The organism is Marinobacter sp. C1S70 (assembly GCF_000475355.1).
Lineage (GTDB): Bacteria > Pseudomonadota > Gammaproteobacteria > Pseudomonadales > Oleiphilaceae > Marinobacter > Marinobacter nauticus.
In genome coordinates this window covers 40167-65712 of record NZ_AXBW01000009.1, presented here as the reverse complement: position 1 = coordinate 65712, position 25546 = coordinate 40167, and the positions used below count along the sequence as shown (strand labels likewise).

Sequence of the window (25546 nt, the reverse complement as noted above, 5' to 3'; positions counted from 1 at the left end):
TGGATGGCTTTATTGTTCGCCTATCCGTGTTGCCATAACAGATTCAGTTAACCAGGCATTGAATCGGTACAGATGGCCTATAATCTGAACTGTGCTGGCCGAAAAGTAGCCAATCTGTACTGCCTGAATTGGCGCCGGATCTGCTGCAATAGATTTTGACTGGCCCACTGCAAACAGGGAGATGACCATGGGCGTGCTTTATAACCAGGTAGCAGATCAGCTGCAGGGGCTGATCCGGGATGGCGTTTACCGGGAGGGAGAGCGGTTGCCCGGGGTTCGGGTGCTCAGCCGCCAGTTCGGAGTCAGCATTTCCACGGTGCTTCAGGCCCACCAGACGCTGGAAGCCCGTGGCTATCTGCAGGCCAGGGAGCGCAGTGGCTATTTCGTAAGGCTGCCTGCCAGGGACGTGCCGGAGCCCAGGATGTCAGAACAACGCAGCCAGCCGCTGCCGGTGTCTGCCCGGGAAATGACTCTGGATCTGTGCGCGGACGAGCAGAAGCGCATGGTGCCGTTGGCAACCGCCATACCACACCCGGATTATCTGCCGTTGCGGCAGATCCAGCAGAGCACCCTGTGGGCTGCCCGGCGAGGCCTGGAAACCCTGGATTATGCCTTCCCCGGCAAAGAATCCTTTCGCCGGCAGATTGCCCAGCGCATGGCCACCCTCGGCGTGCCGATCTCGCCAGACGATGTGCTCGCCACCAACGGTGCCCAGGAAGCCATCATTCTGGCCCTGCGGGCTGTGACCCAGCCCGGTGACATTGTGGCGGTGGAGTCGCCTTCCTTTCCAGGTATCTTGCAGGCGCTGGAGGTGGTGGGGCTCCGGGTGATTGAGATTCCAACCCATCCGTCTGATGGCATCAGTCTGGAGGGCCTGCAGCTGGCCCTGGAACAGTGGCCGCTGAAAGCCTGCGTGGTGGTGCCGAATCACAGTAATCCCATGGGTGCCCGGATGACGGACGAGCGCAAGCAGCAGCTGGTGGCCATGATGGCGGCTGCCAATGTGCCGTTGATTGAAGACGATATCTATGGCGACCTTTACCACACCGGTGAACGACCGCGGCCTGCCAAGGCCTTTGATCGCGCAGACAACGTGATCTACTGCAGCTCCTTTTCCAAAACCATTTCACCGGGCCTGAGACTGGGCTGGATGATTCCCGGCCGGCACATGGCCAGTGCCCGCCAGCACAAATATTTTGTGAATCTGGCAACCTCGTCCATTCCACAGCTGGCGGTGGCGCATTTTCTGGAGCAGGGCGGTTACGACCGATATTTGCGCGGTGCCCGGCAACACTTCCGGGAGGCGACCGAGCGGCTGCGATCGTCCGTGGCCCGGTCGTTCCCGGAGGGTACGGCGGTCAGCCGACCCCAGGGTGGGTTTGTGCTCTGGGTGCAGCTGCCGGATGGCGTATCGGGTACCGAAGTCTATCGGCGGGCCCGGGCCGAAAACATCAACGTGGCGCCGGGGCTGATGTTCTCAACCACCAACAAGTTCGAGAACTGCCTGAGGCTGAACGGCGGCAATCCCTGGACGGACCGGCTGGAGACCGCTGTGATACGTTTGGGCTACCTGGCCCACGAAGTCCAGCGTCATTCTGGCTGAGCGGGCTGCCTGAGTTCGAGCGGGTTCAACAGACCCGCGGCAATGGCCAGGCCGGTCACGTCTGGCAGGCGCTCGGCACCAAGGCGCTTCATCACCCGGGCCCGGTACAGGTCGATGGTCTTGACGCTGACATCGAGTTGCTCGGCAATTTCCTTGCTGGTGTAACCCTGGGCCAGGGGCAGGAACACATCCTTTTCCCGGCGGGTGAGGCTGGCAAGCAGTGCTTCGGTGCTGGCCGAGGGGGCCGCGTTTGGTGTCGCCTCGCCTGTGTCCTGCAAAGCCTGTTGTACGCTGTCCAGCAACAGCTGTTCGTTGAACGGCTTTTCGATGAAATCAAAAGCCCCGGACTTGAAGGCCCGTACCACAATGGGTACGTCGGCGTGGCCGGAAACAAAGATGATCGGCACGTCCAGGCCTCGTTTCTGCAACTCTTCCTGTACGTTCAATCCCCCCAGCCCCGGCATACGGATATCGAGAACCACGCAGCCAGGGCGCTGGTCTTCCACCGCATCCAGAAACTGGCGGCCATCGCTGTAGGCTTTCACCTTCAGCCCCACTGATTCCAGTAGCCACTGGGTGGATTCAAGCATGCCGGCGTCGTCGTCGACCACGTAGACCGTGTTGTGCGTGTCTGGCATCAGGGTTTTTCTCCTGGCGAATGTGCGAAATCTGCGGTGCGATTTGGGGCGAGCCGGTGCTGGTTGGGCGGAAACCGGCAGATCAATGACAGCCCGCCGGTTTCGGCGGGTATGGCGTCGAGAAAGCCGCCAAAACCTTCGATAATGGAGCGGCTCATGGACAGCCCGAGCCCCAGGCCTTTGGGTTTGCTGGTGAAAAACGGCTGAAACATCTGGCGTATGCCTTCGTCATCCAGGCCCGTGCCCTCGTCGGTGACCTGGATCAGGGTTTCGCGCTGATCGTTGATGCAGGTGGTCACCACGATATGGGACAGCCGGCCGGTTTCGCCACGGGCTTCGACATTGGCTTCTATGCCGTTACGGACCAGATTGATCAATACCTGCTCCAGCAGAACCGGGTCTGCGGTAATCACGGGAGAATCGGCGGCCAGATACTCCTGTAACCGGACCCCGTTTTTTTCAGCTTCCCACTGGCACAGTTTCACCACGTCGCTGATAACGGCATTGAGCGAGACTGGAGCCATGCGCTTCTGGCCCTTGCGCAGGAAAGCTCGCAGCCGTTTGATGACCTCTGAGGCCCGGTTGGCATGATGCACGATCTTCTGCAGACCGTCGTCCACTTTCAGCAGACGGTCCGGATGTTTGTCCGCTTCCTTGAGAAAACGCTGGCTGGCGCTGGCGAAATTGACGATGGAGGCCAGCGGCTGGTTCATTTCATGAGCAATGCTCGAGGCGAGCTCGCCCAGGGTGGCCAGGCGGGCGGTATGGGCCAGCTCGTCTGCCAGTCGGCGGTTCTGCTCTTCCGATTCTACCCGGGCCGTAATATCACGGGAGACACTGATCACTTCGACTACGGCACCGGTGTATGTCTCGCGGATGGCCCGGCTGGCAATTTCGAACCAGCGGCGGCTGCCGTCCCGGTGATGGAGTTCCAGAGTGAGGGTGGCGTAGCCGTCTTCCCGCAGGCGGTGGCGGGTTTGTGCCAGCTCTTCGGCCAGATTCTCCCCCTGGAAAACGTCTTCCAGGGCTTTGCCGCGCAGCTCTTCGGGCCAGTATCCCAGCAGCCGCCAGGAAGCGGGCGTGGCGTCGATAAAACGGCCATCCGGGGCATGGCGGGAGATCAGGTCGGTGGTGTTCTCAGTGATCAGGCGGTAAAGCCGGTTGGAGCGGACCGCCTGCTCCTGATCCCGAATGTCGTTGGTGGCATCGCGCCCGCGCACCAGAACCTGCGTGCCCTCTGGCAGGGGAATAAAACTCCACAGAACGATTCGATCACTGAACCGTGACTCCACATCCTCAATGGCCCGGCCCTGGCCGATGGCCGCCTGCACCAGCGCCTGAGTGTTTACCGGTAACAAAGCATCTGGTGTCTGTGCTTTACTGATAGTGAGCAACTCACGGGTGGCACGGTTGCAGTCGGATACCGTGGCGTCGGCTGCCAGAATCAGCGTGGGTTGCGGATCGCTGTCCAGTAGGAGATTGATTTGTCGAGAATTGTTGGGATCTGTCATGTTTTATAGAAGTATTCCCATAATACCATGGTAGAGTTTCTAGTAATTTTGCTGTGGTCTACCATTTTCGGCAATGCTGATTATAGCTGCTTTAGCGATTCTTCTGAATACGCCATAAGAACAACATCCGAGTTAGAGGACCACGCCAATGACGTCGATCTTTGACCAGGGCCTAGAGCCCCGGGACGCGAACTACGCTGTTCAATCCCCCATAGATTTTATCGAGCGCACGGCCAGTGTGTATCCGGATTACCCGGCCATCATTCATGGTGCTATCCGCCGCACCTGGGCTGAAACCTACGACCGCTGTCTGCGCCTGGCATCTGCCCTGAAAGGCCGTGGAATCGGCCGGGGCGACACCGTTGCCGTGATGCTGCCGAACATTCCGGCCATGGTGGAGTGCCATTTCGGCATCCCTATGATCGGTGCCGTGCTCAATACCCTGAACGTTCGCCTGGATGCCGAAGCCATCGCCTTCATGCTGGAGCATGGCGAAGCCAAGGTGGTGATTGCTGACCGGGAGTTCGGTCAGGTGATCAAGGATGCGGTGCGCCATCTGGAGCACAAGCCGCTGGTGATTGACGTGGATGACCCGGAATATGGTGAGGGCGTTCAGGTCAGCGACCTGGATTACGAGGCCTTCCTGCAGGAAGGGGACCCGCAGTTCCAGTGGAGTTTCCCGGAAAATGAGTGGGATGCCATTTCCCTGAACTACACCTCCGGCACTACCGGTAATCCCAAAGGCGTGGTGTACCACCACCGCGGTGCCTACATCAACGCGCTGGGCAACCAGACGGTGTGGTCCATGGACATGCACCCGGTGTACCTGTGGACGCTGCCGATGTTTCACTGCAATGGCTGGTGTTTCCCCTGGACCATTACTGCCATGGCCGGTACCCACGTGTGCCTGCGCCGGGTAGACCCGGAGAAGATTCTGCAGCTGATTCGTGACCATCAGGTTACCCACATGTGTGGTGCCCCGATCGTCCTCAATGCCTTGCTGAATGCCTCACCGGAAGCCAAGGCGGGCATCGACCACGAAGTGAAGTCCATGACTGCCGGCGCTGCGCCCCCTGCCCAGGTGATTGGCTCCATCGAAGAAATGGGCATCAAGGTTACTCACGTGTATGGCCTGACCGAAGTCTATGGACCGGTCACTGTGTGTGCCTGGAAATCCGAGTGGGACGAGCTGCCTCTGCATGATCGCGCCAAGATCAAAGCCCGCCAGGGTGTGCGTTACCACACGCTGGGCGGCACCATGGTGGCTGATCCCAACACCATGCAGCCAGTCCCCAAGGACGGCAAAACCATCGGTGAGATCTTCCTGCGTGGTAACACCGTGATGAAGGGGTACCTGAAAAACCCGACCGCCACGGAAGAGGCGTTCCGTGGTGGCTGGTTCCACACTGGCGACCTGGCGGTGTGGCACGAAGACGGCTACATGGAAATCAAGGATCGCCTGAAGGACATCATCATCTCCGGTGGCGAGAACATCTCCACCATCGAGGTGGAAGATACCCTCTATCGTCATCCGGCCGTACTGGAAGCGGCGGTGGTTGCCCGGCCTGATGAGAAGTGGGGCGAAACCCCCTGTGCCTTCATCACCCTGAAGCCGGAAGCCGGGGATGTGTCTGAAGACGACATCATAAACTTCTGCCGCGAGCACCTGGCCCGCTTCAAGGTGCCCAAGACCGTGGTCTTCACGGAGCTGCCGAAAACCTCAACCGGCAAGATCCAGAAGTTCGTACTGAGGGACCAGGCCAAAGACCTGAACTGAATCCTTTAACGGCTGCGCCTGCCGGCGCAGCCATACCTCTCCACAAAAACAACACTGGCTGGCGCCTGAAACACGGTGTCTGGAGGTTTCTTTATGCAAATGTTCCACAGAAAAAATGGTGAAGAGCAGCCGTACTGGCCTGCTGGTCCCTTCAAAGTTCGTCTTCCGTTTGTGCATTACCGCTGGGAATTTGCGGAGATGGTGCAGGCGTTGATCATGTTTGTGGTCAGCCTGGCCATGATCCCGCTGCTGGAAAAATATCTCGGTGTTCCCTACGACGTGGCCCTGGCCTACGTGGTGATCTGCGGTATCGGTTTTATGCTGCCAGCCTTGCTGGGGGTGCCTCTGGTACCCGGCTGGATTACCCCGGGTATTCCGGTGGTGCTGCTGTTCCTTTCGGATTATGAACCCGGCCCTGAGGCCATCCAGGCGCTGTTTGCATTGCAGTTCCTGGTGTTCCTGATCTTCCTGATTCTGGGTGTGACCCGGCTGGGCAGTAAACTGGTTAACTGGATCCCGCGCTCCATGAAGGGCGGCATCATTATCGGTGCCGGTATTGCGGCATTGATGGGTGAAATCGAGGCCGGCGGCCGCCTGGCCAACACGCCGATCTCCCTGATCGTGGGTGGCCTGGTGTGTCTGTATCTGATGTTCTCCGTTTCATTCAAAGGCTTTGTCGACAAGAACGTGCTGGCCCGCAAGATTGCCAACTACGGCATGGTGCCGGGCATGGTGGTGGCCATTCTGGTGGGCTTTGCCACCGGCGAATACGATGTGCCGAATGTTGAGTGGGGGATCACCAAGCCAGCGTTTGACCAGTTGTGGAACTACCTGCCGTTTAGCGTTGGTTTCCCGGATCTGAATGTATTCCTGTATGCGATTCCGACCGCAGTCATTGCCTACGTCATTGCCTTCGGTGACATCGTGGTTGGTCAGTCCCTGATGAACCGTGTCGACCACCTGCGCAAAGACGAAGACATCGACAACAGCGTGGACCGCGTGCACCTGGTCACGGCCATCCGGAACGGCGGACACGCGTTCTTCGCGCCATACCCCGGCCTTGCCGGTCCGATCTGGACGGCGGTAACTGCCACCATGGCCGAGCGCTACAAGTACGGTCGTAACGCCATGGATTCCATCTACAGCGGTGGCGGCACCTTCTGGATTACAGGCTTTATCGCACTGTTTGTACTGCCACTGGTGAGCTTCTTCCAGCCGGTATTGCCAATTGCGCTGTCGCTGACCCTGCTGCTGACCGGCTACATCTGTCTGATGGTGGGCCTGGAGCAGCTGGAGAACAACACCGAGCGGGGTATTGCCGGCACCATGGGTGTGGTACTGGCAGTCTATGGTGCAGGCTGGGGCCTGGCCACCGGTGCGGTGTTGTACTTCCTGATCGAGCGCACTCATATTCTCGGCTTTACCCCCGACCCGGAAGCACCGGGCGTGGAGCCGGTTAAAGAGCACTGAACCTGATACCGCCGTGTTCGGCGGCGGCATCTACCCACTGTGTGTCCTTGGGAGGCCTGAGCGCCTCCCTTTTTTGTTTCTGTTCGGATTTCTGACAAGTTGTCATATTGTGACAAAGCGTCTTTTTTTCTTGAGGTATGCCTTCCGGTTTGTTGTTACCTGGGGGTAAACTGATTTTAAATTGATTAAAAACTATCCGCAGTCAAACTCCCGATAACAACAAACAGACCACAGGAGGCTGCCATGACGATCAGCTCCACCCCCCATGGTGTCACGGTCAAACCCCGGCGCTTGCGGTTCGATGTACGTGCCGAACTGAGAACGCTCTGGCACGGCAACGATGCCTTCCGAACGGCCTTTTTCAATGCCTTGTCCCTGCAGTTTCCGGATGGCGAGCAACAGTTTATCAACGCAGTCCGGCTCTACCGGGATCAGATTACCGATCCCAAGCTGAAGGAGGAGATCAAGGGCTTTATCGGCCAGGAGGCCCTGCATAGCCGCGAGCACAAGGAATACAACGAAGCTCTGAAAGCCCGGGGCTACGATATTGATGCCCTGGACGAACGGTTCCGCAAACACATGGACAATCGTGGTTTGCTGGAAGCCAATCTGAGGGAACTGGAAGCCTGATCCGGTTCCCGGGTTGCTGAAATTTTCATCAGCCTGTGTAACACTGGGGCGCTGCAAAATAATCATAAGAAAGGGCGTACCCGCCAGAGGACGCGCCCGAACCCGGAGACATTCAGCATGCGAGTTGGTCTGATCGTTGATAGCGCCTGTGATCTACCCTATGAATTCGCCCGCAAACACGACCTGTTTGTGCTGCCCGTCACGGCCATTATTGATGGCCAGACCTACATCGATAACCACGATCCTGTCCGCACGCAAGAGTTCTACCAGAGTGGCCTGCTCGATAAAGGGCATGAAGCCGAGACGGAGGCGTTCAGCGCCGAGCAGATTCACGATCTGTTCATGGAAAAGATTGTCACTGAATTTGATGTGGCTATCTGCGAAACCGTTACCCGCAGCCGGAGCCTGATTTACCAGAATGCATCTGAAGCCATGAACTCGGTGATGGCGCATTATGAAGAAGCGCGCAGAGCCGCGGGCCGGGACGGCAAGTTTTCCATGCGGGTGATCGACAGTAAACAGATCTTTGCCGGCCAGGGGCTGCTGGCGGCTCACACGCTGAAGCTGATTGGCCAGAACGTAACCAAGAATGCGCTTCGCCATGAGGTGGAAACCTTTACCGACAAAATCTACACCTGCGTTATCCCCCGGGATCTGCATTACATCCGTGAACGTGCCCGGCGCCGCGGAGACAAGAGCGTCTCTGCGGTGGCTGCCTTCCTGGGTAAGGCGCTGAACATCATCCCGGTGATTTTCGGGCAGGGCGCAGAAGGCAAGCCGGTTGCCAAGACCCGTAACTTCGACATGGCTGTAGAGAAGGTGATGAATTACGCGGTCGCCCGGGTGGAAGCGGGTTTGCTGACGCCGTACGTCAGCCTTTCCTGTGGCCTGAGCTGGACCGAAATCGAGGATCTGCCGGGCCTGAATCGGCTTCGCGACGCCTGCGAGCAGAACGGCGTTGAGCTGTTGTTGTCCCAGATGGGCATTACCAGTGCCATTTATGTGGGACCGGGCAGTATCTGCCTGGCGTTGGCCGCCGAGCCTCACGAGTTCAGTGATTTTCAGTAAATCGAACGGGCCGGTCGCCAGACTGGCCCTGTATCACGCCTGAAGGTGTAGTTCGGGCAAACCCGCCTTACCCCGGAACGTGTTAGCCTCTTTGCCAGACAAGAAAACCTGGCAAAGGAAAACAGGCTTATGACCGAGACCACCTCAACCCTGGCGGACCAATTACTTGAAGCCCACGTTCGGCACGAGCTGAATGCCCTGAAAGGCGCCAAACTGAAAAAGTTCCTGCATCAGGAAGTGGACGAACTGCTGGAGTATGCCAATAGCGTGACCCTGGAGCGTGTGGTTAGTGCCGAGCAGATTATGGGCCTGATCCGGCGGGTGGTGGTGAGCATGGAGCTGGATGCCGGCATTCCGGAGCTGGCAGCGGACCTGGCAACCGAAGTGTTGAAGGCCCCGGTTCAGAGCCAGACCAGGCTGGGCGATATTCTGTCCCGGGAGCAGGCCAGTGCGTTTGTTGAGGAAGCCCTGGAGTTGCGCCACCAGCGGGAACGGGTGATCAGTGAGATTATGGCGCACCCGGTTTATCAGGAGCTGGTGTCGAATGTGGTCTATCACGGCCTGGTGAACTACCTCTACGAGGATAATCTGATTACCCGCTCAGTACCCGGGGTGGGCTCGATGATGAAATTCGGCAAGAAAATGGCTAACAAGGCCGTGCCGGGACTGGATGAGACCTTTGAACGCCGCATCAAGGCCTGGCTTTCGGACAGCCTGCCGAGCCTGATTGCCCGAAGTGAGCAGTTCCTGCACAAGGCTTTGAGTGATGACGAACTGCGTGACACAGTCATGGCGGCCTGGGTGTCTCTCGAAGACCGAACCATCGAGGATCTGCAGGACGGACTGGGTGATGTTCAGCTGCAGGAATTTGTGGTGCTGGGCTATGACTTCTGGCTGCATTTCCGCCAGACACCGTATTTTGAGGGCTGTGTTCAGGCAGTAGTGGAGGGATTGTATGCCCGTTATGGTAACCAACCAGTGATGAACCTGCTCGCGGATATCGGCGTCACGCGGGAAGTGATCGTCACGGAACTTGAAGCGGTGGGCTTGCCGCTGGTGGATCTGCTCCGGCAGGAGGGCTACCTGGAGGCGTTGTTGCGGCGCAGGCTGGAACCGTTCTATCGTTCGGCGGCGACGAAAAAGCTGCTGGCGGCCGCTGGCTGAAACGCATCAGGGCCAAACACAAAAAAGGCCGGAGGTGATGCCTCCGGCCTTTTTGTTTGCGCGCGGCCTGGTCTCAGCGCTCCAGGTACTTGAGTTTGTCGGGCTTACCGTCCCACTCTTCGGCATCTGGCAGCGGGTCTTTCTTTTCAGTGATGTTGGGCCACTTGCCGGCCAGCTCTGCGTTGATTTCAACAAAGGCTTCCTGGCCTGCCGGTAGCTCGTCTTCCGAGAAGATGGCCTCGGCCGGGCACTCTGGCTCGCACAGGGCGCAGTCAATGCACTCGTCCGGGTCGATCACCAGAAAGTTGGGGCCTTCGTAGAAGCAGTCCACGGGGCAGACTTCCACGCAGTCGGTGTATTTACACTTGATGCAGTTATCAGTAACGATAAACGCCATAGTCAGATCCCTGGTTCGTAGAAGATTCAGTCTCATCAGGAGCCTGTCAGTTACCCGGCCCCGTTTATAATTTGGAGCGATATTGTAGGGAGCCCCCCACACTGCCGCAAGCGTTGGCCTGCTATATCGTTATTACCCAGATCAAGTTTGGCGCAGAATGCTGTTATTTTGCCAGTAACTCCTTGAGTTCATAAAGCTGGTTCAGGGCGTCTCTTGGGGTAATGCCGTCCAGATCGAGCTTCTCCAGAGCCTGTTCCACCACGCTCGGCTCGGCCATGGCAAACATGTCGCCCTGGTACACTGCGTCCACACTGGCGGTCTTTGTAGCAGATGGCGTAGCCGGTTTCGGCTCATTAACGCTCACGGGCGCCGGTGACGGGTTGCTGCCTGCTTCCAGACCTTCCAGATGCGCCAGCTGGGTTTTGGCGTTGCGGATCACATCCTGGGGTACACCGGCCAGTTTTGCCACCTGCAGCCCGTAACTCTGGCTTGCCGGGCCATCGTGCACATTGTGCAGAAACACGATGGAGTCGTCGTGCTCGGTGGCGGTCAGGTGCACGTTAACCGCATGTTCGAGGTCATCGGCCAACTGGGTCAGCTCGAAGTAGTGGGTGGCGAACAGGGTGTAACACCGGATGTTCTTTGCCAGGTGCTCGGCCGTGGCCCAGGCCAGCGAAAGGCCATCGAAGGTGCTGGTGCCGCGGCCCACTTCATCCATCAACACCAGGCTGTGTTCGGTGGCATTGTGCAGGATATTGGCGGTTTCAGTCATTTCCACCATGAAGGTGGAGCGGCCACCCGCTATGTCATCCGAGGAGCCCATGCGAGTGAATATCCTGTCCACCGGGCCAAGCACGGCGCGGTTGGCAGGCACGAAGCTACCGGTGTAGGCCAGCAGGGCAATCAGGGCGGCCTGGCGCATGTAGGTGGACTTACCGCCCATGTTCGGGCCGGTGATCACCAGCATGCGGCGTCTGGTATCCATCAACAGGTTGTTGGGCACAAACGGCTCGTCGAGCAGCTGCTCCACCACCGGGTGCCGACCTTCCTCCACATCAAATCCTGGCTGGTCGGTAAATTCCGGTGCGGTGAAGCGCAGGGAAGTGGCTCGTTCGGCGAAGTTGCTCAGCACGTCGAGTTCGGCCAGGGCCTGGGCGGCGTCCTGCAGCGGGGCCAGCTGTTCGGCCACGGTTTCCAGGACGTCGTCGTACAGGCCTTTTTCCCGGGCCAGGGCACGGCTTTTGGCGCTCAGTGCCTTGTCCTCAAACTCTTTCAGTTCCGGGGTGATGAAGCGTTCGGCGTTTTTCAGGGTCTGGCGGCGGATATAGTCCACGGGTGCCTGGTCAGACTGCGCCCGGCTGATTTCGATGTAGTAACCATGCACCCGGTTGTAGCCCACTTTCAGGGTGGAAATGCCGGTGCGTTCACGCTCCCGGGTTTCCACATCCAGCAGGTACTGGCCGGCGTTTTCACTGATGTTGCGGAGTTCATCCAATTCTTCGTCGAAGCCTTCGGCAATCACACCGCCATCACGAATCACCACGGGCGGGTTGTCGATGATGGCGCGTTCCAGAAGGTCGGCCAGTTCCGGGTATTCACCGATGACGGTGGCCAGCTTCACGACATGGTGTGAGTTGACCGGTTTCAGTGCCTCCTGCAGTTCTGGCAGGGCATGAAAAGCGTCGCGCAGGCGCGCAAGGTCCCTGGGGCGGGCAGAACGCAGGGCAACCCGGGCCAGAATCCGTTCGATATCACCCACCCGTTTCAGCAGATCGTGCACCGGCTCATAGTGGAAACCGTCCAGCAGCGCAGATACTGCCTGCTGGCGCTGGTGCACGCGCTCAACATCCCGAAGTGGACGGTTCAGCCAGCGTCTGAGCTCCCGGGCTCCCATGGCGGTGGCGGTGCGGTCCATCACCCAGGCCAGGGTGTGTTGTTGGCCACCCATCAGGTTGGTGTCGATTTCCAGGTTCCGGCGGCTGGCGGCATCCAGTATCACGGCGTCTTCCCGGCGTTCGCGGGTCAGTTTTCGGATATGTGGCAGTGCTGTGCGCTGGGTCTCCTTGGCGTATTGCAGCAGGCAGCCGGCAGCGCAAACGGCCAGGGTCAGGTCTTCGCAGCCAAAGCCGGTGAGATCGCGTACCTGCAACTGCTGGGTGATCACCCGGAGGGCGGTGTCCGATTCAAACAGCCAGGGGCCCTGGCGGCGTACGCCGGTGAAACCCTCAAGGATGTCGGTATAGGGAAAATCCTCGCTGATCAGGATTTCAGCGGGTCGCAGGCGCTGAAGCTCACCCTGCAGGGCTTCAAGGCTCTCCAGTTCCGACACCGCGAACCGGCCGCTGGAAATATCCAGTGAGGCAAAACCGAACTGCTCTTTGTGATGGTAGATGGCTGCCAGCAGGTTATCGCGGCGGTCTTCCAGAAACGCCTCGTCACTCAGTGTGCCGGGAGTGACAATGCGCACGACCTTGCGTTCCACCGGGCCCTTGCTGGTGGCAGGATCTCCAATCTGCTCGCAGATAGCGATGGACTGGCCCGCGCGAACCATGCGGGCAATGTAGCCTTCGGCCGAATGGAAGGGTACCCCTGCCATGGGAATCGGATTACCTCCGGACTGGCCACGTGCGGTCAGGGTAATGTCCAGCAACTCTGCGGCTTTTTTAGCGTCGTCGTAAAACAGCTCGTAGAAGTCCCCCATGCGGTAGAACACCATCTCGTTCGGGTGTTCTCCCTTGATTTTCAGGTACTGCTGCATCATCGGGGTGTGCTTGGACAGGTCCGTCATAGTTCCTCAATTCTTCCGGGTAAACATCGGCAAGGGTGGTGGCACGCCGTTCGGGATACCAAAACCCGCGATGGTACCACGGTCCGGAGGTGTCGGCAGCCGGTCAGTCACTCAGGGCATCATCAGTCCGGGATAGTCTGTCGCCAGCCTTTGCAGGTCAGCCGGTTCGTCGACGTCGTTCAGGGTTTCGCTCTCTGCCAGCCGCCACCCCAGGGCCGCCAGACGCTGTCGGGTGATGGCGGCCACCTGTTCGGTACTCCAGGGTATATCCGTGAAGAGGGCCGGGCTGAAACGCCGGAGCCCCAGCAGGGCATAGCCGCCGTCGGCGACCGGACAAAGGCAGGCATCGTGGTTCAGGAGGTCGCCGGCCATTTTCCTGAGTCGGTTGGCGTCAAGATCCGGGCAGTCCGTTCCGATCAGGATCACCGGTAAGCCGGCTGTCAGGGCATGTCTGGCGGCTTCCGCCATGCGATGGCCCAGGTCACCTTCAGCCTGGGAAGACAGGATGGCTCGGTCCCCAAGGTCCAACTGTTGCCAGTATTCTGCCGCAGGATCCGGGCTGACACAGAGCTCCACCGGGCCGATATTGGCGTCGAGGGCCTGCGCCAGAGTGTGCCGCAGCATGCGGTCTGCCAGCCGGGCGGCACCGGCCTCGCCCAACGCCGGGATCAGGCGGGTTTTTACCTTTCCGGGCCGGGGTTCTTTGGCGATAACAATAATACGTGTCTGGTTCATCGGTAACGGGCTGCCAGTTGGTCTGCGGGAACGCCGCGCCAATAGGCCCAGCGCAACTGCCACATTAAAAAGATCGTCCGCCAGCCGCCGCGCTGGTCCCAGCGCCGGCCGGAGGTGACCACTCTGTCACTCAGACACACCGGGGGCGTGATGTGTTTCAGGCGTTTGCAGATTTCCACATCTTCCATCAGTGGTTGTTCCGGAAAGCCTCCGACCTGCTCGAACAGGGTTCGAGTCATAAACAGGGCCTGATCGCCCGTGGCGATGCCGGTCAGTCTTGAGCGCAGGTTCATCATGGCGCCAACGATCGGCAACAGGCGGGAGCGGCCGTCGATACGAACATCAAAACGGCCCCAGCTGGTTTCTGAGCGTGCCAGGTGAGTCATTACTTGCGTGTCCGCATGCTCCGGCAACCGGGTGTCCGAGTGCAGGAATATCAGGAAAGGCGATTGGCTGCTGCGTGCTCCAGCATTCATCTGGGTTGCGCGTCCGCGGGCAGAGCGAATCAGGGGAAACCCCCTCGCTTCAATGAGACTGTCCGATTTGTCGTCGCTGCCGCCATCCACCACAATGATTTCGGCGCCCCGCTGACGCCAGATTTCCAGGTGGCTCAGCAGTGATTCGATACCGTCGATCTCGTTGAGAACGGGGACGATGATCGCCATCCGGGGATCTTCTTCGCGTATTGGGTGTCGCAACATGGATTTTGGTGGCCTCCTGAGAGGAGCATATCAGAGCTCGGGGTGGTGAGCATGGCAGGCGGGAGATGAGGTTATGAAACGACTGGTTTTGCTGGGTGCCGGCCACGCTCACATGGTGGCGTTGCGTCAGTTCGCGCGCGAGCCGTTGCCGGAAACTGAGCTGGTGGTGGTGTCACCGTCCCGGTGGCAGTACTACTCCGGGATGATCCCGGGCTGGCTGGCCGGGCACTATCGCTTCGATCAGTGTCGTGTCCTGGTCGAGCCCACGGTGATCGCCGCCGGTGGCAGGCTGGTGCTCGATCGGGCTGTTGAATTGCGGGCAGCCGAGCAGGAGGTCGTGTTGGCAAGTGGTGAACGGGTGCCCTACGATCTGCTCTCTGTCGATGTTGGATCGGCCAGTGACAGTGCCGTGCTGAACGAGCCGGACAGCATGATCCTCGGTGTTAAGCCCGTCGAACGATTTGCTGAAGACTGGCCGGCAACCGAAAGATCCCTGCGCGCCAGAGCGCGCCCGCGCATTGTTGTTCTTGGTGGAGGCGCTGGAGGTGCGGAGATCGCTATGGCCCTGGCCCGGCGATCAGCGGACTGCGACCAGGCGGGCGTTGTTCTGGTGGCCGGCAGCAATGGTGTAGTGCCGGGCTTTCGTCCCCGCTTTCGCCGCCTGGTGCGGCGGGCGCTGATGCGCTGCGGTGTCGAGATTGTTGAGGAGTATGGCGAACCGGTGGTTGATGGGGTCCGGTTGGCTGGTGGGCGACGAATGCGGGCCGATGCGGTTCTGGTATCTACCGGTGGCAGGGCTCTGCCCTTTCTGGAAGCCAGCGGCCTGGCCGTAGACGAAGCCGGTTTTGTCAGGGTAGACGCCAGCCATCGCAGCACGTCTCACCACAATGTGTTTGTGGCCGGAGATGCCTGTAGCCGGGTTGACCAACGGCTGGACCGTTCCGGGGTACACGCGGTTCGTGCCGGGCCGATACTGGCCCGCAATCTTGCGGCTGCGATATCGGGTAAACCGTTGGTGCGTTTCTATCCGCGCAGGTTTTCGTTGTACCTGTTGGCGGCGGGAGACTGCACGGCGATTGGTAGTTATGGCCCCTTGACGTTTTCGGGCGCCTGGGTCTGGAAGTGGAAAGACCGCATTGATCGCGGATTTGTTGACAGTTTTCCCGGAGCCTGAGACTGGCGACGGGCATTATAGGAAACGGGAGAACCGTATGAATGTGACCGACGGGCAATTGGCCAAGGCTGGTGACGCGCTGGCGGCGGCGCTTGAGCGCAGGCGGATGACCATCGCTACCGCTGAAAGCTGCACCGGTGGCTGGGTGGCCAAGGTGCTGACTGACCGGGCGGGTTCGTCCGCCTATGTTATGGCGGGTCTGGTGACCTACAGTAACGCCGCGAAGCAGGCCATCCTTGGCGTACAGGCTGATACTCTGGAGCAGTGCGGGGCGGTCAGTGAACCGGTGGTGCGACAGATGGTGACAGGTGCCATACGTGCCACAGGCGTGGATATCGCTGTCGCTGTCAGCGGTGTTGCCGGGCCGGGTGGGGGTAGTGCAGACAAGCCGGTTGGTACGGTCTGGTTTGCCTGGGGCAGCCGGGCTGACAACACCGAAGCCCGGGTAGCGCATTTCGATGGCGATCGGGATCAGGTGCGCCGGCAGTCGGTTTTGTATGTATTAGAAGGAGTTACCGGATTTGTCGAAACCCTGTGAGGATTTTCACCTTTCCGGGGGTTGGTCTCCTTCTGGCCATATGTTTTAATACTGTTCAAATATACAGGAAAACACTGGATGGCTATTCAGGTTTTCTCCGGATTCTGCCGCATTGGCCAACAAGGTTGAGCGGCCCTGGTAACGAGGGTTTGCAAGAATGGAAGATAACCGCAAGAAAGCACTCGGCGCGGCGTTGAGCCAGATCGAACGCCAGTTCGGTAAAGGTGCTGTAATGAAGATGGGCGACCAGCCCCGTGAGGCGATTCCTGCCGTATCCACCGGCTCCCTTGGGCTGGATGTTGCTCTGGGCATTGGTGGTCTTCCTTACGGCCGGATCGTTGAGATTTACGGCCCGGAGAGCTCCGGTAAAACCACGCTGACTCTGCAGGTTATCGCGGAAGCGCAAAAACAGGGTAAAACCTGTGCCTTTGTGGATGCCGAGCACGCACTGGACCCGGTTTATGCGGAAAAGCTGGGTGTTAACGTTGATGAGCTGCTGGTTTCCCAGCCGGATACCGGTGAGCAGGCGCTGGAAATTGCCGACATGCTCGTGCGCTCGAACGCGGTGGACGTGATCATAGTCGATTCGGTTGCGGCACTGACCCCGAAAGCGGAAATCGAAGGCGAGATGGGCGACAGCCACGTGGGTCTTCAGGCTCGCCTGATGTCACAGGCACTGCGCAAGCTTACCGGTAATGTGAAGCACGCCAATTGCCTGATGGTGTTCATCAACCAGATCCGTATGAAGATTGGTGTTATGTTCGGTAGCCCCGAGACCACCACCGGTGGTAACGCCCTGAAATTCTATTCCTCTGTGCGTCTGGATATTCGCCGTATCGGTTCGGTGAAAGACGGCGACGAGGTGGTGGGCAACGAAACCCGCGTAAAAGTCGTCAAGAACAAGGTGTCGCCTCCGTTCCGGCAGGCGGAGTTCCAGATCATGTACGGCAAGGGCATCTACCACATGGCGGAAGTGCTCGATATGGGCGTGAAAGAAGGCTTTGTGGACAAGTCCGGTGCCTGGTACGCCTATAACGGCGACAAGATCGGCCAGGGCAAAGCAAACGCTTGTAAGTTCCTGGAAGAGAACCTGGATATCGCCAATGAAATCGAGGCCAAGGTGCGTGACAAGCTGATGCCCAAGCCGGTCAAGAAAGAAACGGCGGAGGCTCCTGCTGAAGCCAATGGCGAACTGCTGTAAATTTTAAAAAGAGAAAGAAAAGGAGGCGTGACATGAAGCGACTGCTGATTGTGGCCCATGCCCCGTCTCCGAATACCCTGGGATTACGGAGTGCCATTGAAAATGGCGCCCGTAATCCGGACATCGAAGCGGTAGAGGTGGTGGTAAAGGCGCCTCTCGAAGCTGGCCCCGAAGACATCCTCGCATGCGACGCCATTATCCTGGGCACCACGGAAAACCTCGGCTACATGTCTGGCGCGCTGAAAGACTTTTTCGACCGCAGCTACTATCCCTGCCTGGAGAAAACCCAGGGCCTGCCTTTTGCCTTTTATATCCGTGCCGGCCATGATGGTACCGGAACCCGCCGAGCTATTGAGGCCATAACCACAGGGCTGCACTGGAAGCTGGTGCAGGATGCACTGGTATGCCGGGGTGAATTCCGGCCCGAGTTTGAAGAGCAGTGTTACGAGTTGGGTATGACAGTGGCGGCCAGCCTTGACGCCGGCCTGATCTGATCAACTGGCGTAGCGGTTGTAGAAGCCTTCAATACGGGACAGTGCGTTGTCCATCGTTCGTGAGTAGGCATTTTTATCCAGGCAATAGGCAAACTGCAGGCTGACCCGATATCCCGCCTGGTAGGGCTGGCAGGCGATAACCCGGGCGCCGACCCGGGATTCACTGATGTACTTGCCCTCGATATCAAGAAACAGTCGCACACCTACATCCACTGGCCGGGGGCAGAGAACCGCCATACCATAGCGGTTCATGTCCAGGCAGGTAACTGCCACAGGCTGTTTGCCACGGCCGAAGAAACCGCGCTCACGCAGTTGAACCCTCAGGCAGGACGCCGGAAAACGATCCTTGATACGGCGATCTGCGGAATTATTCGTCATGTTTTCAGTCATCACGTGTCTTGTACTTGTTGTGGCCGGATTCCGTCCGGGAGATGAAGTGTAGTAATCGACGGCTTGCATGAAAAATGACCACGGCCGGATTTGTGACCAAGTTGGCACTTGCTGTCGGCTCTGGCCCCTTTCGATAAAACCGGACGAGGTACGCGACAGACCCGGCCCCAGGCACTACAATGGCGGGCCTGAAATCCGACAAAACTGACCGTTACGGGAAGCCAATTTGAAGTCTCTGCCCCTGCATCAGCTGTATAAAGCCTGCGTCCTCAAAGACCTGCCATTCAAGACCACAAGGCAACTTGAGCCCCTGGCCGAAATCGTGGGCCAGAACCGTGCCCAGGAGGCCGTGCGCTTTGCCCTGGCCATGCCCCATGGCGGCTACAACGTCTATGCCGTGGGGCGGAATGGGCTGGGCAAGCGAACCATGATGCTGCGTTACCTTGAGCATCATGTGGACACGCTGCAGCAAAGCCATGACTGGTGTTATGTCGCCAGCTTCGAGGAACCGCGTAATCCCAAGCTGTTGCAGCTGCCGGGAGGTATGGGTACCCAGTTGAAGCAGGACATGGAAAAGCTGATGACCCGGCTGGTGAAGACGATCCCCCAGACTTTCGACAGCGACAGTTTTCTGGAACGCTCGGAGCAGTTGAAGAATGATTACGGCAAGAGGCAGGAAGATGAGCTGGCCAAAGTGGCCGCCCAGGCCAAACGGAAAAAGGTAAGCCTGACGGTAACCACCCCCGGTGGCTATCGCCTGGTCGCCATGAATGGCGACGAGCCTCACACCGCGGAAAGCTTCCAGGCTCTGACCGAGGAGCAGCGGGACAAGTTTGAGGACTCGATCAACAAGCTCGAGAAGAAGCTGCGCCAGGCGTTGCGGAAGATGGCGGACTGGGAACAGGAATATGCCGACAAACAGCAGGCTCTGAACCAGGAGACCCTGGAGGGTATTTCCGGCCATCAGATTGACGAGCTGGTAGAGAAATATCGTGAACAGCCCGATGTGGTTACTTACCTGGAGGCCGTTCGCAAAGACCTGGTGGATAACCTGGATATCTTCCTGGAAGACGACGAGGAGCAGGCTGCCATTGCCTGGGCCGCACTGGACAAGAGAATGCCCCGGCGCTACCTCATCAATGTGCTGGTGCATCAGAAAACCAATGAAGTACCGGTGGTGGTGGAAGATAATCCCACCTATCACAATCTGTTCGGCTATGTGGAAAACGTGACCTACAAGGGCACGGTCTTTACCGACTTCTCTCTGATTCGGGCCGGAAGCCTGCACCGGGCCAACGGTGGCTATCTGCTGATGGACGCCATCAAGGTGCTGGAGCAGCCGTTCGTATGGGATGGTCTGAAGCGCGCATTGCGATCAAAATCTATCCAGATCAACTCCCTGGAGCGGGAGCTGACCCTGTCCGGCACCATTTCCATCGAGCCGGAGGCGGTTCCCCTGAACGTCAAGATTGTGTTGTTCGGCGATCGGGAAACCTGGATGCTGCTGCAGGAATACGATTCCGAGTTTGCCGAGCTGTTCCGGGTAACGGCGGATTTCGAAAACGAGATGTACCGCACCGAAGAGAGCCAGTTGCTGTACGCCAAGTTCATCTCCAGCCTTGTGGTTGAGAAGAAACTGTTGCATTGCACCAACAAGGCGGTGGCTCGCATTATCGAGCATAGTGCCCGCATGGCCGACCATCAGGACAGGCTGTCGTTGCATGCTGCCGACATCGCCAACCTGTTGCGAGAGTCGGATTTCTGGGCCCGCCAGGCTGGTGCCAAGCTGATTTCTGAGGTACATGTGGAACGTGCGCTGGAGAGCGCCCGTTACCGCAGCAGTCGCATCCGTGATCAGTTCTATGATTCCATCCGGGACGGTTCCACTCTGGTGACCACCACGGGCACCTGCGTAGGTCAGGTAAACGCGCTTTCGGTATTGTCCACCGGTGGCTTCGAGTTTGGTTTGTCCAATCGTGTGACCGCAAGCTGCTACTATGGAGATGGCGGAGTCATGGACATTGAGCGCGATGTGAAGCTGGGCGGCAATATCCACTCCAAGGGCGTGATGATTCTGAGTTCCTGGCTGGCCTCTCATTTTGCCGTGAACGATCCCATGCACCTGTCTGCCAGCCTGACCTTTGAGCAGAACTATGGCGAGGTGGATGGCGACAGTGCCTCATTGGCGGAACTCTGTGCGCTGATTTCGGCCTTGTCCGGCATTCCGGTGCGGCAGGATCTGGCCATTACCGGCTCTGTTAATCAGTTTGGCGAGGTTCAGCCGATTGGTGGTGTGAACGAAAAGGTGGAAGGCTTCTATGCCACCTGTGAGCTTAAAGGTGGTCTGACCGGCAGCCAGGGTGTCATCATTCCAACCACCAATGTCCAGAACCTGATGTTGGACAGCGAAGTGGTGCAGGCGGCCCGGGCAGGGCGGTTTGCCGTGTACCCGGTTGCCCGGGTGGAAGAGGCGATTACACTGTTGCTGGGCAAGCCGGCGGGCAAAGCCGATGAGAAAGGCAGGTACCCCAAGCAGAGTGTTTTTGGCATTATTCAGCAACGGCTCGAAAAAATGCGCGAGCATGAGCGTCAGGAGCACGCCCGGGACGATCATAAAGATCCGTCCATTCACTGACCGGCACCATAATAAAACGGACAGGAGAGTACAGATCCATGACTGAGATCCAGCAAACTGTGTACGTGGTAGAGGACGATGAAGCCGTTCGTGATTCACTGGAGTTGTTGCTGAAATCCGATAGCAAGCCGGTGAAAACCTACGAAAGCGCCAATGCCTTTCTGAAGGACTATTCCGACAAGATGGCCGGCTGCATCGTGCTGGATATCCGTATGCCCGGGATGGATGGCATGGAGCTTCAGAAGAAGCTTAACGACAAGCATTCGATCCTGCCCATCATCTTTGTGACCGGCCATGGCGATGTGCCGATGGCGGTGGACGCCATGAAAGAGGGCGCCGTGGATTTCATCCAGAAGCCCTACCGTGAAGAGGCCCTGCTGGAGAAGATCGAGGCGGCCCTTGAGCAGGATCAGGAACAGCGTAAATCCCTGGACGAAAAACAGGAAATCATCCGCCGGGTGAAGAGCCTGACGCCCCGTGAGCGTGAGATCATGGATCGCATGATTGCCGGCCAGGCCAACAAGGTGATCGCCATTGAGCTGGAGATCAGCCAGCGTACCGTGGAGATTCACCGTTCCCGCGTCATGCACAAAATGGGCACCCATTCCCTGGCCCATCTGGTACGTATGGTCCTGTCCGTAAAGGACCTTATCGACTAGGACGGCCGGCACCGTCATCATGTCCGAACGTTTTTAACCGGCCGTATTTCTATGACTGAAACTGTCAGTGAGAACTCCGAGGTGACGGTTCTGTTGGTGGACGACAACCCGCAGAACCTGAAAGTCCTCTACGAGACCCTGAAAGACAAAGGCTACCGGTTGCTGATCGCCAACGAAGGCGAAAAAGCACTGGACCTTGCCCACCGGCACCACCCCGAAGTCATCCTTCTGGACATCATGATGCCGGAAATGGACGGCTATGAGGTGTGCGAGCGCCTGAAAGCCGATCCGCAAACGGCCGACTGCGCGGTGGTGTTTCTGTCGGCGCTGGATGATCTGCAGGCCAAGGTAAAAGGTTTCTCTCTTGGTGGCGCGGACTACATTTCCAAGCCGTTTCAGTCCCAGGAAGTGATTGCGCGGGTGAAAACCCATGCCCAGGTGATCCGCCTTGAGCGTGAATTGCAGGCCCGGAACCGCGAGCTTCAGGGTGATCAGGCCCGGATTCTCAATTCCATCAGCGAGGGCATCTACGGCCTCGACGAGAATGGCATCATTGAATTTGCCAATCCCGCCGCGGGCATGATCATGGGCTGTCCGGTTGAAGACCTGATCGGCAAGAGCTTTTTTGAGCTGCATTTCTCGACTGCGGCGGATTCGGAAGACAACTTGCCGGTGATGGCCACCTGTCGGCAGGGTGTGGCCGAGAATCAGCGTGATATCCGCATGCTGCGGGCTGATGGCTCTGGTTTTCCCGCGGAATATCGCTCAACGCCAAAACTGGATGACGAAGAACTCCACGGTGCGGTGGTGGTGTTCCGGGATATCACCACTGAGCTTGAAAACGAGCAGGCCCTGGAGGATGCCAGGGCCCTGGTTCAGGAGCAGCGCGACCAGCTGGCTCACACCTCCCGTTTGAGTACCATGGGCGAGATGGCGGCGGGTTTTGCCCATGAAGTCAATCAGCCACTGACGGCAATCACCAATTACGCCCGTGTGGCCAAGCGTATGATGGGCAAGGAGCAACCCGACCTGGATTTGCTGCAGGAAACCCTGGACAAGGTCGAGGCCCAGTCCCACCGCGCCAGCGAAATCATTCGCCGGATCCGGCGATTCATGAAAAAGCCTGCCACTGGCAAAGAAATACTCTCGGTTCCCGGCTTGCTGGAGGATACCCGCCAGTTTGCTGAAGTCGACATGCGCAACAACGAAGGTGGTATCGAGGTACAGGTAGAGGATTCTCTGCCGGATGTGCTGGCCGATCCCATACAGGTGCAGCAGGTGGCGCTGAACCTGATACGCAATGCCCTTGAAGCCACCCGCAGTGCCGGGGCCTCAACGCCGGTGGAAGTGAGTGCCCGCCGTTGCGGCGACCATTGCGTGCGGGTTCAGGTACGGGACCATGGCATAGGGGTCGCCGAGGAAGCCGAAGAGAAACTGTTTCATCCGTTCCATACCACCAAGGACGAGGGTATGGGCATCGGGCTGGCCACCTGCCGCTCATTGATTCAGGCTCAGGGCGGTGAAATCGGATACGAGCGACCGGACGATGGTGGCGCCTGCTTCTGGTTTACCCTGCCTGTTTCCGGAGCCGAAGGCGAGCCCTGCACTCCGGAGGAATAAGCGCTACAGCCAGTCGATGCGCCCGGTCAGGTGCGGGGCATCGCCTTTCGCATTCAGTAACTGGAAATCCCAGCCATCTTTTCCTGTCTGCCAGTTCAGCATCGCGTTTCCCGGCAGTAGCAGGGGTTTCTTGAACTGGCAACTGGCCCGCACCGGGCCATCCTTCCAGCCCTTCTGGTTCTCCAGCAGCGCCAGTGCCCTTGCTTTGCTCCACATGCCATGGGCAATGGCCCGTGGAAAACCGAAGGCTCTGGCGCTCAGGGCGTGCATGTGGATCGGGTTTCGATCCCCCGAGACTTTGGCGTATTGCCGGCCCAGGTTTTCCGGGGCCTTGATCGCTTCGGAGAATGGGTAGGTTTCCAGCTCCGGTTTCGGTTTGGGGCTGGTTTTAACGGGGCCGTTGGTTATCCGGAACAGGTTGGTACTGACTTCCTCCCAGATCAGGCGTCCTGAGGCTCTGGCTTCCGTAACCAGGTCAAATTCCAGGCCCCGGTCGGTGCGTTTCTGGTTGTCGAGGATAACCTTGAGATCCAGATTTTCGCCTGCGGCCAGAGGGCGATGCTGGGTGATGCTGTTTCTCAGATGGACCAACCCCAGCAACGGCAGCGGGAATGCGGGTTCGGTCAGCAGCTTAAGGTGCAGGGGGAACGCCAGGATATGCGGCCAGGTCACTGGCAGGCGGGTTCCCGGCTGAAAATTGCAGACTTTCATATAATCGCGGAGTGCGGGAATGTCCGTTGTAACGCCCAGAAGACTGGCCTCCAGCCTCGGAATCTGCACCGCTTCGGGGTGGTTCTTTCCGGATTTCGGCAGCAGTGCCTTACCGTACAGAGGCAAGAGGGCGGGGGGCGTGTGGTGATAAACCAGTGGCGCGGACATCGTAGCGTTCTCCTTGGTCGGCCCCGGGGCCGGCATCCATGTGCATGTCTTGATGGCAATGTGATTTTATATTGGGCATTGCCAATTTCTGGTACAACTGTGCGTATGTGGCCTGATATGCTCTAATGTACGACGAAAGTCTGGCAAACCCGGCCAGATCTGGCATTGACCTGGCGTGCTCCGGGCCCTGTCCGGCAGGTCAAAGTAGTAACCAATAAATAAAAAAGCGGGATACTATGCAGGAACTACGTGATGCAGGCGTGATGCTGCGCCTGATATACGAGGCGATGAAGCGAAGAGGTATTGATACCGACGCCATCTTCAGCCGCCTTGGCGTTAACGAGCAGTACGTATACACGGATCAGCTAAGGACTCCCCACAGCGCCCAGCTCTATTTCTGGCAGGCGGTGGAGGATGTATCCGGTGACCCCGATGTTGGTTTGCACCTTGGGCCATTGCTCCCCGCCTACAAGGGGCAGGTACTGGAATACCTGTTCCTGAGCAGTCCGACGTTTGGCGAGGGCTTGCGCCGCGCCCAGAATTATCAGCGCTTGCTCAGCGATGCCGCCAACACGGATTTTTTCGTGGCTGGCGATGAAGCCTGCATGGTTCTGGATACCGCCTCAGACGATGTTCGCCGTCTGAAACACTTCAATGAGTGTTTTGTTCAAGGCCTGATTACCTTCTTCAAATCCATTACCGACGGCAATTTCTACCCATCCCGGATTGAGTTCGAGCATGATCGGCAGCAGGGTCAGGACCATGTTCGTGAGGTGTTGGGTTGTGACGTGGTGTTCGGTGCTGAGGAGAACCGGCTTTATTTCCCCGCCGAATTGCTGTCCCATGCATCGCCTCATGCGGAACCCGAACTGTTGGCCCTGCATGAACGCTTCGCCAGTGAGCAGGTGGCCCGGCTCGAGAAGAAGGACATTGTTGGCCAGGTGGAGCGCATCATCGCGGAATTGCTCGATAGCGGCGAAGTCACGCTTGATGCCGTGGCTGAGCGTTTGGGGATCAAGCCCCGGACCCTGCGAACCCGGCTGACCGAGGCCGAGACCAGTTTTAATCAGGTATTGGCGGATTTCCGCTACCGTCTTGCACGGCAGCTACTGGCCACCACCGATGAATCCATTGATGAAATTGTCTATCTGACCGGCTTTTCAGAACCCAGTACGTTTTATCGGGCGTTCAAGCGCTGGTCTGGCATGACACCGATTGAATACCGCAAGACCGCCCAAGGCAAGGATGCAATGGTTGATGCCATGTAAGTGGCGATTCAGGCAAATCTGAAAAAAGTTTGGGAAAATCGTTGACATAAACGAGGGCCTCTTTATAATTCGCCCTCGTTGTCACAGAGCAGTCGCAAGACAGCTCAGGCAGCTACGCGGAGCGGTAGTTCAGTTGGTTAGAATACCGGCCTGTCACGCCGGGGGTCGCGGGTTCGAGTCCCGTCCGCTCCGCCATTTTTACCTCC

At 58.4% G+C, this 25546-nt stretch carries 22 protein-coding genes and 1 tRNA gene; 15 read left to right on the top strand and 8 right to left on the bottom strand.

Going from position 1 to position 25546, the window contains the following annotated elements:
• Positions 1-187: 187 nt before the first annotated feature.
• Complete coding sequence (locus Q669_RS01505; protein WP_022990965.1) at positions 188-1603, top strand: PLP-dependent aminotransferase family protein; 1416 nt, start codon at positions 188-190, stop codon at positions 1601-1603.
• On the opposite strand, the gene Q669_RS01500 is transcribed toward Q669_RS01505, so the two are convergent.
• Together Q669_RS01500 and Q669_RS01495 are read right to left on the bottom strand one after the other, a co-directional pair.
• The gene (locus Q669_RS01500; protein WP_022990964.1) at positions 1591-2241 is read right to left on the bottom strand and encodes a response regulator transcription factor; all 651 of its coding nucleotides are present in this window, start codon (positions 2239-2241) and stop codon (positions 1591-1593) included. The genes Q669_RS01505 and Q669_RS01500 overlap by 13 nt on opposite strands.
• Positions 2241-3752 (bottom strand): PAS domain S-box protein, encoded by a 1512-nt coding sequence (locus tag Q669_RS01495; protein WP_022990963.1) that lies wholly within the window; start codon positions 3750-3752, stop codon positions 2241-2243. The genes Q669_RS01500 and Q669_RS01495 overlap by 1 nt, the downstream gene beginning before the upstream one ends.
• A gap of 148 nt (positions 3753-3900) precedes the next feature.
• Here Q669_RS01495 and Q669_RS01490 point away from each other — a divergent pair, with 148 nt between their 5' ends.
• The 5 genes from Q669_RS01490 to Q669_RS01470 all read left to right on the top strand — a co-directional run bounded on the left by Q669_RS01490 (position 3901) and on the right by Q669_RS01470 (position 9861).
• Entirely contained in the window at positions 3901-5529 is a 1629-nt protein-coding gene (locus Q669_RS01490; protein WP_022990962.1) for an acyl-CoA synthetase, read from the top strand.
• A 93-nt stretch (positions 5530-5622) separates the two neighbouring features.
• Positions 5623-6999: a solute carrier family 23 protein gene (locus Q669_RS01485; RefSeq protein ID WP_022990961.1), complete on the top strand. Its 1377-nt coding sequence runs from the start codon at positions 5623-5625 to the stop codon at positions 6997-6999.
• A 243-nt stretch (positions 7000-7242) separates the two neighbouring features.
• Positions 7243-7629 carry a metal-dependent hydrolase gene (locus Q669_RS01480; RefSeq protein ID WP_022990960.1) on the top strand — a complete coding sequence of 129 codons (387 nt, stop codon included), beginning with the start codon at positions 7243-7245 and terminating at the stop codon, positions 7627-7629.
• Between the two features lie 117 nt (positions 7630-7746).
• A complete protein-coding gene (locus Q669_RS01475) occupies positions 7747-8697 on the top strand; it encodes a DegV family protein (protein ID WP_022990959.1) in 951 nt (316 codons plus the stop codon).
• Positions 8698-8826: 129 nt separating this feature from the next.
• Positions 8827-9861, top strand: coding sequence for a hypothetical protein (locus Q669_RS01470; RefSeq protein ID WP_011785561.1), 1035 nt, complete (start codon positions 8827-8829; stop codon positions 9859-9861).
• A gap of 73 nt (positions 9862-9934) precedes the next feature.
• On the opposite strand, the gene fdxA is transcribed toward Q669_RS01470, so the two are convergent.
• The 4 genes from fdxA to Q669_RS01450 form a co-directional block, all read right to left on the bottom strand.
• Entirely contained in the window at positions 9935-10258 is a 324-nt protein-coding gene (gene fdxA / locus Q669_RS01465) for a ferredoxin FdxA (RefSeq protein WP_011785560.1), read from the bottom strand.
• 163 nt (positions 10259-10421) lie between these two features.
• The gene (gene mutS / locus Q669_RS01460) at positions 10422-13046 is read right to left on the bottom strand and encodes a DNA mismatch repair protein MutS (RefSeq protein WP_022990958.1); all 2625 of its coding nucleotides are present in this window, start codon (positions 13044-13046) and stop codon (positions 10422-10424) included.
• Between the two features lie 111 nt (positions 13047-13157).
• Entirely contained in the window at positions 13158-13781 is a 624-nt protein-coding gene (locus Q669_RS01455) for a TIGR04282 family arsenosugar biosynthesis glycosyltransferase (protein ID WP_022990957.1), read from the bottom strand.
• On the bottom strand, positions 13778-14482 hold the full coding sequence (locus tag Q669_RS01450) for a TIGR04283 family arsenosugar biosynthesis glycosyltransferase (RefSeq protein ID WP_014420965.1): 705 nt from the start codon (positions 14480-14482) through the stop codon (positions 13778-13780). Before Q669_RS01450 ends, Q669_RS01455 begins: the two co-directional genes overlap by 4 nt.
• A 73-nt stretch (positions 14483-14555) precedes the next feature.
• On the opposite strand from Q669_RS01450, the gene Q669_RS01445 reads away from it, so the two are divergent.
• The 4 genes from Q669_RS01445 to Q669_RS01430 all read left to right on the top strand — a co-directional run bounded on the left by Q669_RS01445 (position 14556) and on the right by Q669_RS01430 (position 17889).
• Complete coding sequence (locus tag Q669_RS01445; protein WP_014420966.1) at positions 14556-15656, top strand: FAD-dependent oxidoreductase; 1101 nt, start codon at positions 14556-14558, stop codon at positions 15654-15656.
• A 37-nt stretch (positions 15657-15693) separates the two neighbouring features.
• Positions 15694-16194, top strand: a complete 501-nt coding sequence (locus tag Q669_RS01440; RefSeq protein WP_014420967.1) for a CinA family protein — start codon at positions 15694-15696, stop codon at positions 16192-16194.
• A 157-nt stretch (positions 16195-16351) separates the two neighbouring features.
• Entirely contained in the window at positions 16352-17395 is a 1044-nt protein-coding gene (gene recA / locus Q669_RS01435) for a recombinase RecA (protein ID WP_011785554.1), read from the top strand.
• A 32-nt stretch (positions 17396-17427) separates the two neighbouring features.
• Positions 17428-17889 (top strand): flavodoxin family protein, encoded by a 462-nt coding sequence (locus Q669_RS01430; RefSeq protein WP_022990956.1) that lies wholly within the window; start codon positions 17428-17430, stop codon positions 17887-17889.
• On the opposite strand, the gene Q669_RS01425 is transcribed toward Q669_RS01430, so the two are convergent.
• Entirely contained in the window at positions 17890-18267 is a 378-nt protein-coding gene (locus Q669_RS01425; RefSeq protein ID WP_031210250.1) for a PilZ domain-containing protein, read from the bottom strand. It lies immediately after the preceding gene.
• A gap of 238 nt (positions 18268-18505) precedes the next feature.
• Between Q669_RS01425 and Q669_RS01420 the strand changes: the two genes are divergently transcribed.
• From Q669_RS01420 to Q669_RS01410, 3 genes are read left to right on the top strand one after another with little or no spacing between them, the layout of a single operon-like run.
• Positions 18506-20914: a Lon protease family protein gene (locus Q669_RS01420; RefSeq protein WP_022990955.1), complete on the top strand. Its 2409-nt coding sequence runs from the start codon at positions 18506-18508 to the stop codon at positions 20912-20914.
• Between the two features lie 38 nt (positions 20915-20952).
• The gene (gene fixJ, locus Q669_RS01415; RefSeq protein ID WP_014420970.1) at positions 20953-21573 is read left to right on the top strand and encodes a response regulator FixJ; all 621 of its coding nucleotides are present in this window, start codon (positions 20953-20955) and stop codon (positions 21571-21573) included.
• A 51-nt stretch (positions 21574-21624) separates the two neighbouring features.
• Entirely contained in the window at positions 21625-23193 is a 1569-nt protein-coding gene (locus Q669_RS01410) for a response regulator (RefSeq protein ID WP_022990954.1), read from the top strand.
• A gap of 3 nt (positions 23194-23196) precedes the next feature.
• Here the strand turns inward: Q669_RS01410 and Q669_RS01405 are convergent, their stop codons facing one another.
• Positions 23197-24072: a MaoC family dehydratase gene (locus Q669_RS01405; RefSeq protein ID WP_022990953.1), complete on the bottom strand. Its 876-nt coding sequence runs from the start codon at positions 24070-24072 to the stop codon at positions 23197-23199.
• A 236-nt stretch (positions 24073-24308) separates the two neighbouring features.
• Between Q669_RS01405 and Q669_RS01400 the strand changes: the two genes are divergently transcribed.
• Positions 24309-25340 (top strand): AraC family transcriptional regulator, encoded by a 1032-nt coding sequence (locus Q669_RS01400; protein ID WP_031211009.1) that lies wholly within the window; start codon positions 24309-24311, stop codon positions 25338-25340.
• A gap of 118 nt (positions 25341-25458) precedes the next feature.
• Positions 25459-25535 (top strand) — tRNA-Asp (locus tag Q669_RS01395).
• The last annotated feature ends 11 nt before the right edge of the window (positions 25536-25546 follow it).